We start from the raw sequence: 18,216 nt of genomic DNA on the forward strand, positions 1-18,216 counted from the left end.
GTTGCGCATGTCCCTAAAAAGGCGAAATGCCAAATTAGTGACGTCAAATCTATGGCATTTAGCCTGGAGACTTGTCAATCTACTGTGAAGTGCGCGTTAATGTTCAGATACAACCTTGCCTTTTTCTTATCTATTTTATTGATCCCATTCTCCGCCCAAGCTGACACTACAGGGCTAAAAATGGATCTGTCCGTAGATAGTGCATCTTATGACAATGGACAAGAGGTGGTTTACACGCTTGTTTTAACGAATGGGTCAGACAAAGCCATTAGTGACTTTGACGTTAAAGATGAGCTACTCAATATTCTGACGACAGATGACCAAGGCAAGAGCGTTAACGCGTTTACTCAGGCTACGATCCAAGCGCATTCGACGGTGCTTTCATCTGCGGGTACGTTTAATCGTTTTGGCAACCTAGAAGCAACTGACGTGCGTGTTGTCGCTGGTGGTTCGGTGACCTACACAATGTCTGCAATGGTTTCTGATGAGGCTGCGGGAACGATTGATAACTTCGCGACGGCGAGTTCTGGGCTATTGGATTCGATGGACTCAAATACAGAATCCATTCAGCGTGGTGTGTACCAACATGATGTTGCTGTTTCGGTCGATAAGATGAGCTATCAACTCAATAACAAACTCACCTATAAGATTAAGGTCTCGAACACTGGCGATACGTTTATTCAGACGCTCGACATTCAAGATATCCTTTCAGACATAAAGGCACTCAATATTGAAGGGGCTTTGCAACAAGCCTTTACTGACAACGTTAACTCAGTCAGCAAGGTTGAAGGCAGCAAGAGCGAACCAGGCACCTTCGCCGAATCAGGGGACTTATCAGTAAGTGATGCGTCGATTGATATAGGCGGGTCTGTGACTTACGAAATTCAAGCGACCGTTGCCGACAATTTAGTCGGCGACATTGTTAATGACAACATAACCGCTGAAACACGCGATGACTTGGTCACAGTTGATGAGGTTATCACTCCACCCACTGAGCCTAGTATCACCCTGACACATACTTTGAACCAATCGGATAACTACCTAGTCGATGATGAGTTTTCCTATACGGTCACGGTTGCCAACCAAGCAAACTCGGGTATTGCTTACCATTATTCGGTTCAGCAGTTTCTCGCTGATCTTGAAACCGATTTAGGTAATGATGTCAGCAATAACAAGAATGCTGACGATACAATGGGCAACCCATATGAGTCTTGGACCAATCAGGTTATTACTATTGGTTCTAACAGCATTTCTGAACTGAACGATACTGGGATTGAATCCAATAAGTCGTTAAACGACACAATTTCTATTTATCCTGGCGAACAAGTCCTGTATTCGGTGGAGGTTGATGTAAGCCCAGTCTCAATTGGCGTCATTCCTCAAGTTATCGCACGGGTAGTGGATGCAGAAGGCACAGCAGGTTCTACTGATGTGTTAACGGCCCCTCTAGATACACAACAAGTATTGAACTCTTCATCAAGCCAAATTACCCGTAATAAGAGCACAACAGATACTACGTATGTACCGGGGATATCCGGTGATAACGAAGTGGTCTATGACATTGTTATTTCAAACAAGGACGCTGAATTTTTCGCGAACGATGTTGAAGTTGTCGATAAATTTGCTTGTATCGTTACACAGCAAGCGGATGGCTCTAACGCTTCAGCATTTTCCGAGTGGAAACTTGAAGTCGCTGATAGAAGTGGTGATGGCTCTAATTACGGTTCATTTAACTATGGATCTTGGACTAAAAACGACATCGATTTAAAAGTCGACCTCGCGCCAGAGGGCTTTGTTCAATACAAGTTGACCGCAAAAGTGGCTGATACTAGTGTAGGTCAGATTGTTGATGATGGTTCAGATGTAGGCTTGTGCTTGGGAGATAACTTAGGTGAGTCGGGCTCTGGTGTACAAATGCCAAACTCGAAATTAAAAGTCCAAAAGGAAGTGGATTCTCGTTACTACTCAGCTGGCGGTACCCTGAACTACGATATCACGGTAGAGAATAACGGTGACGGCTACGCGATTGATGTGCCGGTTTACGATGATTTAGTCTCTGTCATGACTCAGTCTATTAATGATACGCCGACTAAAGCGTATTTGAGCTGGGTGATTACTGCGAAATCTTATGCTTCTGACGGCTCTATCTCGACAAACAGTGATCCTGGCTTTACTGGCCAAATTGAAGGTGATCAAAATAATAAAGTGATCTTAGACGAGAAGGCTAAGTTAGCCCCACACGATAAGATCGTTTATAGCATTGCCGCGATCGTAAACCCAATTGCTGATGATGAGATTCGAAATGAAGTGACGGTAGACAGCGTGCTCTATTCCGATAGAGGTGCTTATCCCCGTGATTATTACCTCACTCTGGACAAGCGTGTAGATGGGCACAATGAACAAAATGCCTATACCGACACGACGACCGAAATTACCTATACGATCAGTATTTCCAACCCAGAAGGGAATGGTTTCGCATCGAATATCAATGTTAAAGATGAAATCAGTACGATAGAGGCTGAGTTACTTCATGAGTCGGGAGAAACTAAGCCGGTGTTTTCATCATGGACCATCAGTGCTGAAAGAGAAGCGGCGTCTCCTTGGGTGCTAGCGGTAACCGACCCCGGTGACTTTTCGGATAATAATGACCTTAATGCAACGGCACAAATTCCTCCCGGAGCTTCTATCACCTACACCATTGTTGGACAGCTGGATCGCAGTGATGACAATGAGATTCTTTGGGGAGCGTTCAACAATACTGCAACAGTGACGGGACCAGAAACCAATCTATCTGATACGGTTCGTACTTACCCAAATGAACCAAACCTTGTTGTTGCTAAGACTGCTCGACATACAGACTTTGTGGTCGGAGAGCGTGCTACGTTCGATATTTATATCTATAACCGCGGCATCGGCTACGCAAATGATGCAACGGTACAGGACAGTATTTCAGCACTTATGTTCTTTGATAGTTGGACGATTGTCGGTTCGACCAATACAGATAAACCGGGTTCTCGTTACGGTGACATTGCTAACGACACTGACATCGATACCGACGTTGATATCACTCCCGGAGGGTGGGTTCACTATGAGGTGAGCGGTATTGTTAATGCCGATTATCCACATGATCAAGTATCCAACCGTGTAGATGTCTATGATCCGATTACAGACAGAGATCATAGTTCTTCCGCGCAAATTGATAACGCAGATAGCCTTTTTGATATCAATGTTTCACTTACAAAGACGACGGATGTAGTTCGCTATATGCCTGGTGAATATGTTGAATATACTATTTTGGTCAAGAACAATGATGAAGAAAACTTCGCTGAAGTTGAGCTTAGAGACGAACTAACGAAGGTCTTCACAACACTTGCCAATGATAAAGATGCGTATGTTGAGGACGTAGAAAACCAGCCTGCATTCGAGCATTGGTTGATAGATACTGGGAGTGGCTATGGAAGTCAATCTACCCATGATGTAAGAATTCCGCTGTCACTCGCTCCCGGTGAATTGAAGACAATAAAGATTAATGCCCTTGTTAAAGAGAATGCGGTGTCAAATGGGGTTGATGCGGATGAGTTAAATGTTATTCGTAATGAAGCGTTACTCCTCGATAGTAGAGATTCTGGGTGTACGACAGATTGCGAATATTTTAAACGCGCTGTGGCTGAAAACCATCAGGTACACAATAACGGTGGCGTTGTTCGTACAACCAATATTAACCGTTACTCTCCGGGTGATGAGTTGACTTATACCATCAAGTACAACTCTCAAGACGGGCGCGGTTATCGCAACAATGTTGATGTCAATGAACTGATTAATGAGATATCAGTGGAGTTACAGGATGACAGTTCAGGCAATCCATTTTTCGATGATTCAGTAGGCTTAAACAAGTTTACGGTTGCGGTTGCTAAGAGTGATCCTGCGAACTCAGGAACAACAGATGGTACCAAAGACGGTGATGTTGCGAACGACACTGACATCGTAACCTCGATTGATATCGATGCTGGCGAAGACGTGACTTACACAGTTACAGGTACAGTAAGACCGGATGCGGTCGGTGATATTCATTATCGAGATACCGTCGTTATTCCCGATGACTATCATCTAGATTTTGATAAAACGACCGATGAAGTGGTGTACGAGCCAGCTCAAACCGTGACCTATCACTTGGTGATTGAGAATGATGGCAAAGGTAACGCTCACGATATTCCAATCGTCGATAACCTCGAAGATATCACGGTCAGCTTAGTGGACGGTAATACAGGACCCGCGTATTCAGATTGGACCATTACATCGATCGCAACCGGAACCGATTCTGAGTATGTGGATGCGGGCGCAGGTGCTGGCAATGTTTACACATCAACCAACAGTAACCTAGATGTTGAAGCCGATATCCCGATGGGCGCTAAGCTTGAGTACCAAGTTGTAGCGACCATTAATGACAAAGCCAATGGAGACGTGGTTAACGTTTTAACCGTCGATGGTGACACCATTTCTCATGATATTCAGCAAGAAGCGCGTAAAGTCGATTTTGAGAAAAACATTCTGGCGTACTACGACACGAATGGTAACGAACTGGTTGGCGCAACCAATTATATGCCAGGGGGGTACGTTGAATATGAAATCCTAATTGAGAACATCGCAAGCGCCCACGTTGATGATATGAGCTTGCGTGATGACATCGATCAAATTAACACTCAATACTTTGATGGAACGCGTGGCCCTGCATTTGATAGCTGGACGATTGAAACATTCACTGATAGCTCAGGTATTTCCAACCCAGATGTTGATAACTCAATCCAAGACAATAAGCCGATTGATACTCACTTCGATATTTCGGCAGACAACTTTGGCCGAGCTGCATCGGCAGCGTTTGTCCGCTATGTCATAAAAGCCAAGATCAGTCCGAAAGCGGTTGGTTCTTTTATCAACAAAGCTTTCATCGATGAAGACAATGGTAATGAACTGATCGCGGTATCACCACCATCAACGATGGCGGATCCTGAAGTCACGTTCTCTAAAAAAGCGTTTTATGACGCTGGGTTCTCTTCGCAAAAAACTGAATATTCCCAAGCTTCTGGCGAGAGTGAGGTTTACTACCGCGTTGAGATTAAGAATACGGGTGATGGTATTGAATATGGTTCTCGCCTAGAAGATGTGATTTCGGAAATTCAAACTCGTATTGCAGAAGACAGCACCACTTCAGCTGGAGATCCTGTTGGTCAACCGTTCTTAGCTGGCTGGGAAGTTAGCCTAGATAAAACCGCTGCGACAGGCTCTATTACTGACGCGATTGATTTTGTACCGGGCAATAACATAAATATTGATAACGAAATTGTTATCGCGCCTCAAGAAGGCCTAATGTTCACTATTCATGCTCAAATTCGTGAAGATGCATTGGGTGACATTCAAAATAAAGCGACTTACGACGGTAGTGTTCAAAGTGCGAATTTATTGCCGCTTGAAAATAATACCAATGTCGAAAAACGAGTGGTGTCGATCAACGGCAACCCGTTCAGTGATGGTGATACCTATCTTCCGGGTGACGAAGTTGAGTATGAATTTGTTGTGACTAACCAAGAAAACGGTTGGGCGAACGATGTTCAGATCAAAGACACAATAACGGATATTGAAGTCGAGGTTATTGGGAATAATAAGAGAATGCCAGCTTTTGTTTCCAGTGATGTTTCTCATGAGATTAGCAATGGTATTGATGCCAATATTGATACCTATGTACCAAGCTACAACACAAGTGGCAACCTTGATATTGAAACCGATATTGCCGCGAGAGAAGTGCTGACGTTTAACTTAACGGGTATTGTTCGCGACGATGCTTTAGGCACTATTGATGCCAACCGAGTGACAGCAGGAAGTGACTCAGCGACGTCGCAAGAGATTCCTCCTAAAGATGCCGAGCTCGATTACTTCAAAACCTTGGTGTATACCGATGGTGAATCGGCAGGGTGTTCTGTTCCTTCAGACGATGGTAGCGGTTGTACTTATGCACCACGTGGTGATGTTGAGTATCAAGTTACGTTAGAGAATATCGGAGACAGTATCGCCGGTAATGTACCTGTTATTGACGCTATTCACGCAATCAAAACCGAAGATGGTGACGATGCGTTCTCTGGCTGGACAACGGCTATTGCGGTCGAACCTGTTGGTACCTATGACGTGCAAGGTAGTTACAGCGGCAGCGTACCATTGGATGCAACTGTCGACCTTCGCCCCGGTGAGCGTATCGTTTTTGATGTGAGAGGTACGGTCTCGGCATCAGCGACAGGCACAATCACCAACACGGCACAAGTGAATAACGGCAACACCAACGACATCATACTTGATCCGGGTCGCTCGAATATCCTGATAGATAAATGGACAGATACGCCTGAGTACGTGCCGGGCGGAATGGTTAATTACTACATCGATATAACCAATAACGATGTGGACACTGGCTTGTTCTCGATTCGTGACATCATTAGCAGCTTTGAAGTTGAAATTGTCGATGGCTCAATGAAAACCGCACTCACGGAGTGGACGGTTGATTATGATGTGCTTTATAACTCCGCGCCATCAGATCCTAACGCTAATGATTTCTCTGAGCTCGACAAGCTAGTAGGTCAAAATAGCCCAGACATCGATTTACCTGTTGAATCGATCAAGATGGCTGGGCGTGACGATGCAGGTACGGGGGGCGGCGATAAGTACACAGTTGTCCGTATTCACGTTCAAGGCAAGGTTCGTGATGACGCGATTGGACGTTTTACCAATACGGTTTATCTACGACATGGTTTGGACGATTCGAAGATCGCTCGCTTACGTGAAGGCTTTATCACTCCGAAACCGGGTCAATTGGTGCTCACCAAAGAAACGACGCCAATTGCAGAACCCGATGCCAAATACCAACCAGGTCAACCAATCTCATACAAGATCACTGTGGCTAACACGGGTGAAGGTTACCTTGTCGATCAAGTCCTAACCGATCGTATCGACACCATCATGACAGAGGTGGCTAACAGCCCAGATCAAGAACAAGCGTTGACAGGTAATTGGGTCATTAGCGACGAACAGCTTGATGGCAGTGGCGATCCAGTCCTGAACGCTCGCAAAGATGTGGTTAATAACACGCAGGGTTATAGTGCGACTTACAGCATTCACCCGGGTGACAGTTATTCATTTGTCGTGACAAACACTGTTAATGATAAAGCCAAAGGCGAGATCACTAACGTCGTTAAAGTTGATAGCGACGACGGTGAGCACTCTGCAGACGCGACCTACATTCCAGAAGATGCGCAAGTTGAGATCACTAAAGACGTCGATAAAGCAGAGTACCTTCCGGGAGAGTCGCTTCAGTACACAGTAACCGTTAAGAATAATGGCTTAGGTTGGGCTGAAGATGTGGCTATTGAAGATGCGCTTAAGTCGGTTGAAACCACGATTGCAGGCGGTGCGACTGAGCAAGCTTTTGACCCTGCTTCAATCCAAATATCTGCGGTATCGACAACGGGTGAAACCCCAGTACCGGATGCAACCAGTGGTAAAGATCTTAATGAGACGCTCGATATTGCGCCTCAAGACAGCATTGTTTTCACGATTCAAGTGACGACTAATCCGTTGGCGACAGGTGATATTACTAACATCGCATCAGCGACCTTTGACGGCACAACATTTGATGGAAGTGCTACCAGTTCACCAGTGTTGGCGACGGTTTCGGTCAAGAAGACGGTTGATACGCCATCGTATGAAGTAACCAAGCTGATTAACTACGACATCACCGTAATCAATAGCTCTGATGCGTTTGCATCTGGTGTGCAACTTCAAGACATCATCAGTGACATTCAAGTCGACACGACGGCTGATAAACAAGAGTCGGCATTCCTACTATGGGAAGTGAGCTTTGACGCCTCGGATGATCGCTCCGTTGTAACTCCAAAGACGTTCGACTTGAGTGAAGACATCGATGTGAGTATGGATGTTGCGCCACAGAGCACAGTGACTTTCCATGTTAAGGCGTTAATTCGCACGACAGCGATTGGTGATATCAGCAATACGGCAACCATCACTTACAACGGTGCCCCACAAGACTCTACCGTTACGATCACACCGAAAGAATCTGAGTTTGTTGCGACCAAAACCAATGTCCAAACCGAGTATGAGCCGGGTGGTGAGCTGGAGTTCCTGATCACCATAGAAAACACCTCGAACAACTACATCAGTGACTTAAGTGTTGTTGATGACATGGAATCTATTGAGGTGTCGTATTACGACGGTTCGACGGGGCCTGCTTTTGTGGCTGGTTCCACCTCTTTGGTGGTCGATTCAACCACAATAGGCACTACCACCGAGCAAGTTAGCCCGACGGAATACAACATAGATATCGCGCCACACGGCACAGTTGTGTTCCGCTCAAAAGGCACCGTAGTCGATATCGCGACTGGACACATTATTAATACCGCGCAAGTAGACGGCGGTGATGTGGTCAGCCCTCCAGTTCACACTGTGGCGGCTGTGGTTCAAGCCGAGCTGTTTACCGATGCTCCGTATTACGTTCCGGGTGAGCAAGTTGAGTATCACTTAGTGGTGCAAAACATTGGCCGTGGTATAGCCAAAGATGTCGCGCTTTATACTCAGTTTTCTGAATCCATGGGTGACCATATTGATGGTTCACACAGCCATGCCTTTGATGATTGGACACTAACTGCATCATCAGAAGGAGCTGAAACCCAACCGGGTACGTTTGATAACGATAAAGATATCTTCACGTTGGTCGACATCGCGCCTGGCGGCAAGATTGACTACACGTTCACATTGACGGTCAATGAAGACATGCTGACTAACATCGATGTGCTTGGTTACTACCTTGATTTAACCGGCAGCCCAACGATGCGTGCTCGATCGAAAGGCATGTTGGCATCAGAAACCTCGATGCAGGCAGTAGCAGACCAAGTATCAGCTCTGGATCTACCGCCAGTGGGTGCTGATCTGGTTGTTGAAAAGCGTTCTGATAAACCTGAATACACCGAAGATGATGACAGTGTGACTTACTATTTAGCCGTAACTAATAACGGCTTGGGTAATGCTGCGAACGTTCGCCTAACCGATGAAATCAGCGAACTGCAAAACAGCGCTGGCAACGAAGTGTTTACCGATTGGACCATTGAAGGGGTCGAAGTTGATGAAACGGGCGCAGTGATTCAACGTCATAGCTTCCCATCAAGCACAGACCTAGACACCACCGTTAATCTTAAGTCTCAAAAGCGAAATGCCTTCGCGTTTGAAGTTGTGGGTACATTGGGTAAAGGTTTGGATGACGACATCACCAATACCTTCACCGCGAAGGAATCGGACGGTACCGAAACCAGTGATAGCGTCACCAATCACATAAAAAAAATTCCGGATAATTCTGGTGTCCTCGAGTTGACGAAATCTGCGTTGCAAGATACCGCGCAAGTCGGTGACGCGGTTGAATACGAGATTATCGTAGAGAACAACAATGAATCTTACTTTAAGAACGTGACTGTAGAGGACCGTTACCCAAGTGGTCTGAAATATATCGTGGACACGTCAGAAATCGTGTTGAGCGGTACTGATGGTGAGTTTGGTACACAAGACGATCAAGTGATCTCTCAAGAGCCGTCAGACACCGGCAAGCTTATGTTCACGTCGCTGAACTTTGATCCGGGCGAGAAGCTGCGTATTCGTTACTTATTGCGAGTATCGGTAGGAGCAACGTTTGGTGATTACATCAACACCGCAGTAGCGAAAGTGGATGGAGCGATAGTTTCCAATGAAGACACCGCCAAAGTGACCGTAGAACCGGACAAGGTGTTCGATACCTCATCGATAATCGGCAAAGTCTTTGAAGATCACAACAAAGATGGATTCCAAGCAGATGCAACGGCATTTAATGTTGAGCTAACAGCCAGTTTGCCTACTCAGGATTACATTGCTAGTTCTACAATCGTTCTCCGAGATGGTAAGGAGATTGCAGTTAGAGATAAAGATTTAATTGGCACAGCAACCTCGGCGCTTGAGAAGGGCTTGGCCCTTGGTGATCTTTGGGGTCACTCAGTCAACCGAACGCTGCCAGAAACCAGCAAAGTGGTGATTCAATTCAAGACTCGCACACAACAGAGCTTTGATTTCTATGTCACGACCGATGCGGGCTCCCGTATCGAGTTTGATGCACAAGGTCAGATTCAATTTAAGCATGAATCCGATAAGAAGAAGGGACTGAGCGCGGAAAACCTCAACGTAACCAGAAACCTGTATCGCGATGGCGAGGATTACCTGTGGGAAATCGTTATCGAAAACAAAGGTATTTACGAAGATGGTATTCCGGGCGTTAAGTTAATGACGGTTGAGGGAATCGTTATTTACACAGACCAGTACGGTCGTTACCACGTGCCCGACCAATGGGTACTCAATAAGAAAGGTAAGAACTTCCTCGTGAAGTTGGACACTGATTCGTTATCCACCTCCATGGAAGTGGTGAGCGAAAACCCGAAAGTGTTGCGAATTACCCCGAACAAGCTCACCAAGTTCAACTTTAGCGTTCATCGCAAAGACCAAGAAAGTGAACAGCAGTAAGCCATTGGAACCGTATCTGGAAATTGTATGAAAGTATTTAGTAAGTCTCGTTTAGCAACGTGTGTGTTGGCTGCCATCCCTGTGATGGCGGTAGCGAAAGACACAGGTAAGCTTGAAAAACTCGGTTCTGAGACGACAGGCATTGAAATCACTAAGCCGAACCAAGACCAGGACAGCTCGCGTATATACCTAGAGCAAGGTGCTATTTGGGCAAGCCGCGACATCACTCGCTTTGACCCAGTATTAGATGTTAGCGTCAGCGATGAGTTAGAAGTGGAACAAGGCACACTGCGTGACAGCGTCGGTTTCACCATCACCACCAACTATGGTTACTACATCAAAAAATACCAATTGGAAGTGTACCGTGTGGGTGACTTTGGTTTGTCTGAGCCAATCGCTGTGCTTGATGGCGATAAACTGGCAAACGATTCTGACATCAATTGGGATGGTCAAACTGATATTGACTACCAGTTTGAAGTCGGTGAGCAGCTGATGTTCCGCCTAAAAGCGTGGGACAAAGATGGCAACATGGATGTGACCACGGTTGGTGTGACAGATCTGGTGAAGCCTGACTCTGAAGTCGATATCGATCGCAACGATAACGACGATGAAGAGAGCAAAGACAAGAGCTATGGCCAAGCTAAGTTGATGCGTCACAACATTCCGACCAATGCGGGCTTAGCAAAGTTCATTGGTACCGGTTTGAAAGGCGTTGATAAAGTCATCATCGGTGAAGACGAATTTGACGTTGAAGACGGCAACTTATACGCAGAACAATACTTACCTACAGACTCCTACATTTTCCCAACCAAGGTTGTGTTTGATAACGGTGATGAACGTCGTTACAAGCTGTACGTTCGTATTCCAGATACGTACTACGCACAAACGGGTTTGGCTGATCTTTATGTTGGTAAGAACAATGTGTCTGGTAATAACAGTGCGCTGAGCGTCGATGACCAGTACCAAGATGACATCTATAACCAAGGCCGTTTAGCGTACTTTGGTCAGGGTAAATTTGGCGACAAGCTTCGCGTGACCACTCACTTCGATACTCGAGAAAGTGAGATAAAAGACATGTTTAAACATCCGTTCGCATCAGACGATTCGGATGTGTTCGATATTCTCGAAGACGACGATGAGCTGTATTACGGCAACTATGGTGATAGCTCAAACATCGAAAAAGTGGTTAACACCAAGGGCAAGGTTTACCTCAATGTTGAATACGATAAGTCTCAATATTTGTGGGGTAACTACAACACGGGTTTAACAGGCACCGAGAACAACGATTACAACCGTAGCCTCTATGGTTTCAAAGCTGATTACCGTACTCGCGATACCACACAATATGGTGAAGACCGATTGAATATAGTTGGTTTTACGGCAGAAGCTGACTCTTTATATGCACACGATGAGTTCTTAGGTACGGGCGGCTCTCTGTACTTCCTTCGTCATGGTGAAGCGGTACCGGGAAGTGACAAAGTTTACGTAAAAGTAAAAGATGAATCTGGCCTAGTGCAGAATGAAGTCCCACTTGAGCCGGGCGTTGACTATGACTTCGACCCGTACCAAGGCCGCATCATTCTGACTAAACCACTCGACAATATCTTGTCTGACAGTTTCGGTAGCGTGATTGAAAACGGCGACGACTACGAAAACTTTCTGGTCGTTGATTATGAGTATGTCCCACAAGGTTCAGACTCGCTGGATGCGATGTCTTACGGTGGTCGTGCCAAAGGTTGGATCAGTGATTACGTTGGTGTGGGTGTCACTTACGCAACGCAAGAGAAAGATAACCAAGATTACGAGTCTTACGGCACTGACCTAACTTTGCGTGCGACGGAAGGTACTTACATTAAAGCCGAGTTTGCCCACAGTGAAGGTACTCAAACCGAGTCTAACTTTGTCTCTATCGATGGCGGTTTAACCTTTACGCCGATTGGTGACACGCTAGAAGATCGTGAAGGCGACAGCGTTCAAATCACCGCGGTGACCAGCCTTTATGACCTTGCTCCAACCATCTTTGGCGCAGTAGGTAATGACCTGAAGCTTTGGTATCGAGACAAAGATGCAGGGTACAGCTACGCGAGCAGCAGCGATGACCTAGAGCAAGAAGCCTATGGCGCCGAACTTCGTTTGCAAGCGACGGACCGTTTAGCGGTACTTTCTCGTTTTTCCACCAACGAAGAGCGTGATGTTGACGGCAATCTAGAAACAGATACCGAAACGATTGAGATCGAAACCCAAGTCAAAATCACTCAGCACATCAAGGTTTCTGCGGCCGGGCAACAAACCGAAGAGCTCAACCAAAATGATGAACAAAGTGATGCGACCTTAGCGGGTGTGCGATTGGAATACATGTGGGACAGCGATAACAGCGTTTACATTAAAGGCCAAACCACAGTCGCACAGTCGGATGATTACGACGAGAATGACAGTGCCTCGATTGGTGCTGAGTTCCAAGTGTTGGAAGATTTGTCGTTAGGTGGTGAATATACCGATGGTGACCGCGGGCAAGTTGCTGAAGCGACTGTGACTTACGATGTGTCGGATGATCACTCTACGTACCTTACTTATGTTGATGACAATTATGAAGGCCAAAATAACGTGATTGTCGGGCAACGTGCGGACCTCACCAGCAGTGTCGATTTCTACCAAGAGAACCAATTCGTTGATGAAAACGATGGCCACGGTCGAATCGATTCTTATGGCTTTGGTTACGACGTGACGGAAGATGTCGAGATGGGCATTGGTTATCAGCTTGGTGAAATTGAAGATGACCAGAACATCACCACAGAGCGTGAGTCCATCAGCTTCAATGCATCGATTGACCTAGACGACATCACCCTAAGCCACAAATTTGAATACCGAGTGGATAAGAGTGAAGATGACCCAGAGATAGCACAGCGTGAGCTGCAACAAATCGTGACGACCAACCGTTATACGCATCACTTAACGGAAGAGTACACGCTGTTTGGTAAGTATAACTACTCAATCACAGAGAGTGAAACCACTGGCGAAACCATGGCGCAATTTACCGAGGCGACGGGTGGGCTAGCGTATCGTCCGATCTACAACGATCGACTCAACTTACTGAGCCGTTACACCTATATTGCAGACTTCGATCAACTGGATCGCGATGTGGATTATCAAGACGAAACCAGCCAGATCATTGAAGTTGAAGCGATCTACTCAATCGACCAGCACTGGGATGTCGGCACGAAGTATGCGCATAAAGATAAAGAGCAGGCCTTCGAGCGTGCTTCTGGTGCGAATGAGATGGTGAAAAGCGACATTGATTTATACGGACTTAGTGCTTCTTACCGAGTGATGAAAGAGTGGGATGTAACGGGTGAATATCACTGGAAAACTGACACACTCAATGATGAGTTAGAGCACGGCGCGTTAGTTTCGGTGAATAAGCACATCGGCGAGAACTTCAAAATGGGGATTGGTTATAACTTCTCTGCGTTTGATAGCGATCTAACCAATGATGACGACTACGACGCATCCGGTGTGTTTATTAACTTAGTCGGTAAGATCTAAGCCTGCTCAAAAGTGGGTTGAAAGTTAAGAGTTGAGAATTCGAAGTGACAGTTAAGAGTAAGATGAAAACAATTATTTTCCTAATAAGCGCAGTGATGAGTACTTTGTTGCTTTCCGGCTGTGCAACCGACACGTACGTGAGTCAGGAGAACCGAGACAAGTTTGCTGGCATAGACGTATCTAAGTTTTTAATTAGCGAGTGTTTGGCGCCAGAGCGTGAGGTGCATATCGCTATCGCAGAGCATTTTGCTTTTGATAAGTACAAGCTACGCGACCTCGACAAGATCAACCTAGATAGCTTTGTTAAAGAGATCAGAGGCCTCAAAGGGCGCATCACGATTGTCGGCCATACTGATTACAAAGGTTCTCTGGAATATAACGAACGCCTTTCACAGCGACGCGCTAAGTCAGTGGCTGACTACCTTCAGACGCATTTGGATCCTAAGAATTACGATTGGGAAGTGAAACACCTCGGTGAAACGCAGCCTCTGTTGTTGGGTAAAACCGATAAAGACCGAGCGGAAAATCGCCGTGCATTTATTGTGTTTGAAGAGGCGCAGAAATACGAAGAGATGCCTTTCTGTGAGCCACCAAAACCCGAACGTAAGGTGTATATGGCGATCACACCGCACTTTGATTTTGATAAGTCAGTGCTAAAACCAGAGGACTTAACTCAGTTAGATGACTTTGCATCTCAATTGAGTGGCTTACAAGGCAACATCATGGTGGCAGGGCATACTGACCAAGCCGGTTCGGTCTCTTACAACGAGAAGTTAGCGGAACGCCGAGCAGAAAGCGTGGTGAAATACCTCAAAACCAAACTCGACCCTAAGCAGTTCATTTGGGAAGTCAAATCGTTCGGTAAATTGCAGCCAGCAATCAATGAACGTTCAGATAAAGCGGATGCGTTAAACCGTCGAGCGTTTATCGTGTTTAAAGAGTCGGATATTACTGCTGAGCAGCAAACGCTCTCAGGTAGCCAGCAGTAAACCTTGTCTGATCGCTAAGATAAGCTGCGAATATTGAAACTGCGCGTGAAGCTAAGTGATTTATTGATAAGTAGCAATTGGATTAAGAGCGAAAAGCCCCATACGTAGGGGCTATTTATTGTTTGAATTATCGGCGAGTTGAGCGAACGGTTTATTGTGATGGTAAATTCTGCTTTAACTCTAGAAGCATTTGATAAGCGCTTTCTCCAGACATCTCATATGGATTGAATTGGTTCGATGTCGAAAACTGTAAGTTCACCAATTCAGTTAGGCTCGACTGAGGAATATCACCCATAGACCAATCACCAAACTGCCTACAATCGATCTCTTTGAAATATAAAATCATGACGTTTTTGTGTCGCTTGTCATTCAGAATATGATTGTAGGTGTGGTTCACTGCGGTTCTTGAGCCTTCAATACATTGTAGGAAATACTTGTCGTTGTGACTAAGGAGTCCTGTTAAGTGGCTTTCTTTATTACGGTCGTGTGAAATCTTGAGGATGTCGTCTAAAGCCGTGGAGTCGCAACTTTCGCAAAGTGTGCTGACATAAATCAACCGAGTTAGGAGCATAGGTATCACTTCGATTTTTGTTCAAAGGGTATTAACAAATATAAGCCAAGCTCATGGAATTGCTAATTATTGGTAAAAATATCACTAACGATATTATTTTGGCGAAGTAAGAATGAGGATCAAGCTAAGAAAAGGCGTTAGGTACACCAATTCAGGCTATTTCAGAGTTTGTAACTCAATTGTTTGAGGGGATGGGCGAACGATCAGGCGACCGGCTTTATCGTGTGATTGTACTTCGTCATAGTAGAAGGTGCTGATAGTCACACCTTCTATTGAGTCCTGTGACCTGCTTGTAATCTAGCGTCGATGTCTATCAACGTTATTCGTTCAAAACCGAAATCGATTCGACGTTAGAAGAGGAATCAAATCGAACGTTGACCAACACACTTTCACGTTCGAAAGTCACATCATCAAAGTCAGTAGCTGCTATCTTAAATCCATTCCTTGCGAACAGACTCGTCACCGTTGTTCGTTGTTTCTGTTCCATTGCGCATGTCAGTAGTTCGTTCATCGTGATCTCCATTAGGTAACCGTGTGCATAGTGTAAGCGTACAGACTCTACATTATGAGATCAATTGCTTAATTCATAAGCCGCGTTAATGCCTCTGGATGAATGATTTGATCATTCAAATAGCTAATGGACGAGAAAGCCTGTCATTACAGTGGTTATGATTACGGCGGTGTTCTGTGACAAGGCTTCAACAACTTTTACGATAGTTATTTCTTACCCAAATTGGATTGAAATAAGTGGTTACAAAACGGCTAGGCATTACTTAATTTTTTGCTTTGCTTCTTTCTCGTAATCAATGGAGCGAACTACTTAGAACTTATCGTTCGAGGTGAAATCTAAGCTTCACGACCGGTAGTATCTATCGGGGTTGTCAATGTTAGGTGGGTATTGTTATAAGTGTTATTAATTGCATAAGCTTGATTTTAACATTCCTTTGATTTATAAATTCTCTGCGCATCAATAACTTCATGATTATATTAGTTTTTACTAACCTTTAAATAACATGGAGAAAGGCGATGAATAAGAACCAAACACGCAACGGGTTAGCGAATTTAATGCGATTTCGTAAACCATATAAGGCAACAGACTTCCTTGTCAGTTCTAATGAACTACGAGTTAAGAAAGATGTTTATAGCTTGCGTAAAATTAAACAGTTAGAAATTCGTCAATTGGGCTTCAAAGAAAACGCTATCAATATCGTTTCACTGGCTTTAGTACTCTCCGCTGCGACTTGGGCGTTTGTTCCTCAGTTTGGACTGCCTATGCTTGCGCTGACTTTTATTTTGGCTTTTGTCTCATGGCGAAAATACGAGTTGCGTGCAGAGTTCAAAGGGGCAGACGAAACCGGTGATCATTGGGTATCAGTGGCTCGTGGTTGTACTCGCGAAGAGTTCAAAATTTTGAAAAACGTCGAATTGACGTTACGAGACCAAGTTTCTTAGTAAGCAGAGTGTCGTAAAAAGTTAGGTTCAATAATAAACAAGGCTCGTCACTCGTTGGCGAGCTTTTTATTTTCTGAAAAACATAGATAGAGCAGGTTACTTTTGTACGCCAACGACGATGTTGGTAATGGTGATCTTTATGAATCTTAAGTCACGGTACTTATAGTGGTCTTTAGGACTTTGAACTTAGGGAGAGGGTGGCGGTGAATACGCGAGTAAATAAGAGTTTTTTAACGAGACTTATCCGGCTAGTTGGTTACGCTTTGATTATAGTGTCGAGTTTTAGCCGATTGACCCATGCTCAAAGCATAGAGTTTCCTACTTGTGTACAGAGCGAGGTTTTGAATACAGAGATCCACCTTTATGTTGATGAATCGGTGTTAGACGAATATTCCAAAGAATTTATAGCCTCTAAAATAGCGACATGGGAAAGCTATTCGAATTTGGTGTTGAAAAACTCATGCATTCCTATGACGAGAAAAGTAACCAAGGTGACTTATAGCTCGGTAATCGATAGCCTCTGGTTTCAAGATTTGAGCGCAGCAGAGAGGCTACTCAAATTATCGATGGAAGAGCCAATTAAAGAAATCACAGAAGACGGTCATCCTGTTTTTTCAGGGGTTGTGTTTTCTAATTATCATTCTGCGTTCGAGTCTCGATATTGTGGTACCTCATCTCCAGTATCCTATTTTTTCTCTTTAGCGATAAACTGCCCAGACTCGACAATGGAACATGAAGTTGGTCATTTGAGTGGTGCTAACCATGACTATAAAACGGTGTTGAAAGATTACGCGACTATTGAACATTTTATCGCTGACAGGTACCCGAAAGCGCCCGCATATTCATTCGGTGCTACATGTGCAGAGAGAGGCACTGTAATGTCTTATGAGCGTGATATTATTCCTGCCTACTCTAGTCCTGAAATTAGAGTGAACGGACAGCAATGTGGAGATAACGCGCATCACAATAATGCGAGAGTGCTTAGAGAGTTCGCAAATACTCATTTAAAGCTAATAGACTCCAACAAAAATTAGTCGAGCTAATGCCGAGAATAATCAAATAGTACGATGG

Annotated in this window: 7 protein-coding genes; 5 read left to right on the forward strand and 2 right to left on the reverse strand. The window is 45.0% G+C overall.

Translation table 11 applies throughout. From position 1 onward, the window contains the following. The first annotated feature begins 180 nt into the window (after window positions 1-180). From QQ041_RS01485 to QQ041_RS01495, 3 genes are all read left to right on the forward strand, one after another. Entirely contained in the window at window positions 181-10,590 is a 10,410-nt protein-coding gene (locus tag QQ041_RS01485) for a hypothetical protein (RefSeq protein ID WP_285952972.1), read from the forward strand. 27 nt (window positions 10,591-10,617) lie between these two features. Beyond that, window positions 10,618-14,133: a hypothetical protein gene (locus QQ041_RS01490; RefSeq protein ID WP_285952951.1), complete on the forward strand. Its 3,516-nt coding sequence runs from the start codon at window positions 10,618-10,620 to the stop codon at window positions 14,131-14,133. 62 nt (window positions 14,134-14,195) lie between these two features. After that, window positions 14,196-15,122 (forward strand): OmpA family protein, encoded by a 927-nt coding sequence (locus QQ041_RS01495; protein WP_285952952.1) that lies wholly within the window; start codon window positions 14,196-14,198, stop codon window positions 15,120-15,122. 151 nt (window positions 15,123-15,273) lie between these two features. On the opposite strand, the gene QQ041_RS01500 is transcribed toward QQ041_RS01495, so the two are convergent. Then, window positions 15,274-15,693 carry a BLUF domain-containing protein gene (locus QQ041_RS01500; RefSeq protein WP_019824217.1) on the reverse strand — a complete coding sequence of 140 codons (420 nt, stop codon included), beginning with the start codon at window positions 15,691-15,693 and terminating at the stop codon, window positions 15,274-15,276. Window positions 15,694-16,012: 319 nt separating this feature from the next. Beyond that, window positions 16,013-16,204 carry a hypothetical protein gene (locus tag QQ041_RS01505; protein WP_029405569.1) on the reverse strand — a complete coding sequence of 64 codons (192 nt, stop codon included), beginning with the start codon at window positions 16,202-16,204 and terminating at the stop codon, window positions 16,013-16,015. 515 nt (window positions 16,205-16,719) lie between these two features. On the opposite strand from QQ041_RS01505, the gene QQ041_RS01510 reads away from it, so the two are divergent. Beyond that, window positions 16,720-17,145, forward strand: a complete 426-nt coding sequence (locus QQ041_RS01510; RefSeq protein ID WP_048658365.1) for a hypothetical protein — start codon at window positions 16,720-16,722, stop codon at window positions 17,143-17,145. Window positions 17,146-17,348: 203 nt separating this feature from the next. After that, the gene (locus tag QQ041_RS01515) at window positions 17,349-18,179 is read left to right on the forward strand and encodes a hypothetical protein (RefSeq protein WP_285952953.1); all 831 of its coding nucleotides are present in this window, start codon (window positions 17,349-17,351) and stop codon (window positions 18,177-18,179) included. Window positions 18,180-18,216 lie beyond the last annotated feature (37 nt).

Origin of the sequence: Vibrio sp. TMPB1044 (assembly GCF_030442075.1) — a bacterium.
Taxonomy (GTDB): domain Bacteria; phylum Pseudomonadota; class Gammaproteobacteria; order Enterobacterales; family Vibrionaceae; genus Vibrio; species Vibrio satsumensis.

What these genes read in the sequence shown, in the direction of transcription:
- QQ041_RS01510 (WP_048658365.1), top strand. Translation starts at nt 16,720, where the DNA reads ATGAATAAGAACCAAACACGCAACGGGTTAGCGAATTTAATGCGATTT.
- QQ041_RS01500 (WP_019824217.1), bottom strand. Translation starts at nt 15,693, where the DNA reads ATGCTCCTAACTCGGTTGATTTATGTCAGCACACTTTGCGAAAGTTGC.
- QQ041_RS01490 (WP_285952951.1), top strand. Translation starts at nt 10,618, where the DNA reads ATGAAAGTATTTAGTAAGTCTCGTTTAGCAACGTGTGTGTTGGCTGCC.
- QQ041_RS01495 (WP_285952952.1), top strand. Translation starts at nt 14,196, where the DNA reads ATGAAAACAATTATTTTCCTAATAAGCGCAGTGATGAGTACTTTGTTG.
- QQ041_RS01485 (WP_285952972.1), top strand. Translation starts at nt 181, where the DNA reads ATGGATCTGTCCGTAGATAGTGCATCTTATGACAATGGACAAGAGGTG.
- QQ041_RS01505 (WP_029405569.1), bottom strand. Translation starts at nt 16,204, where the DNA reads ATGAACGAACTACTGACATGCGCAATGGAACAGAAACAACGAACAACG.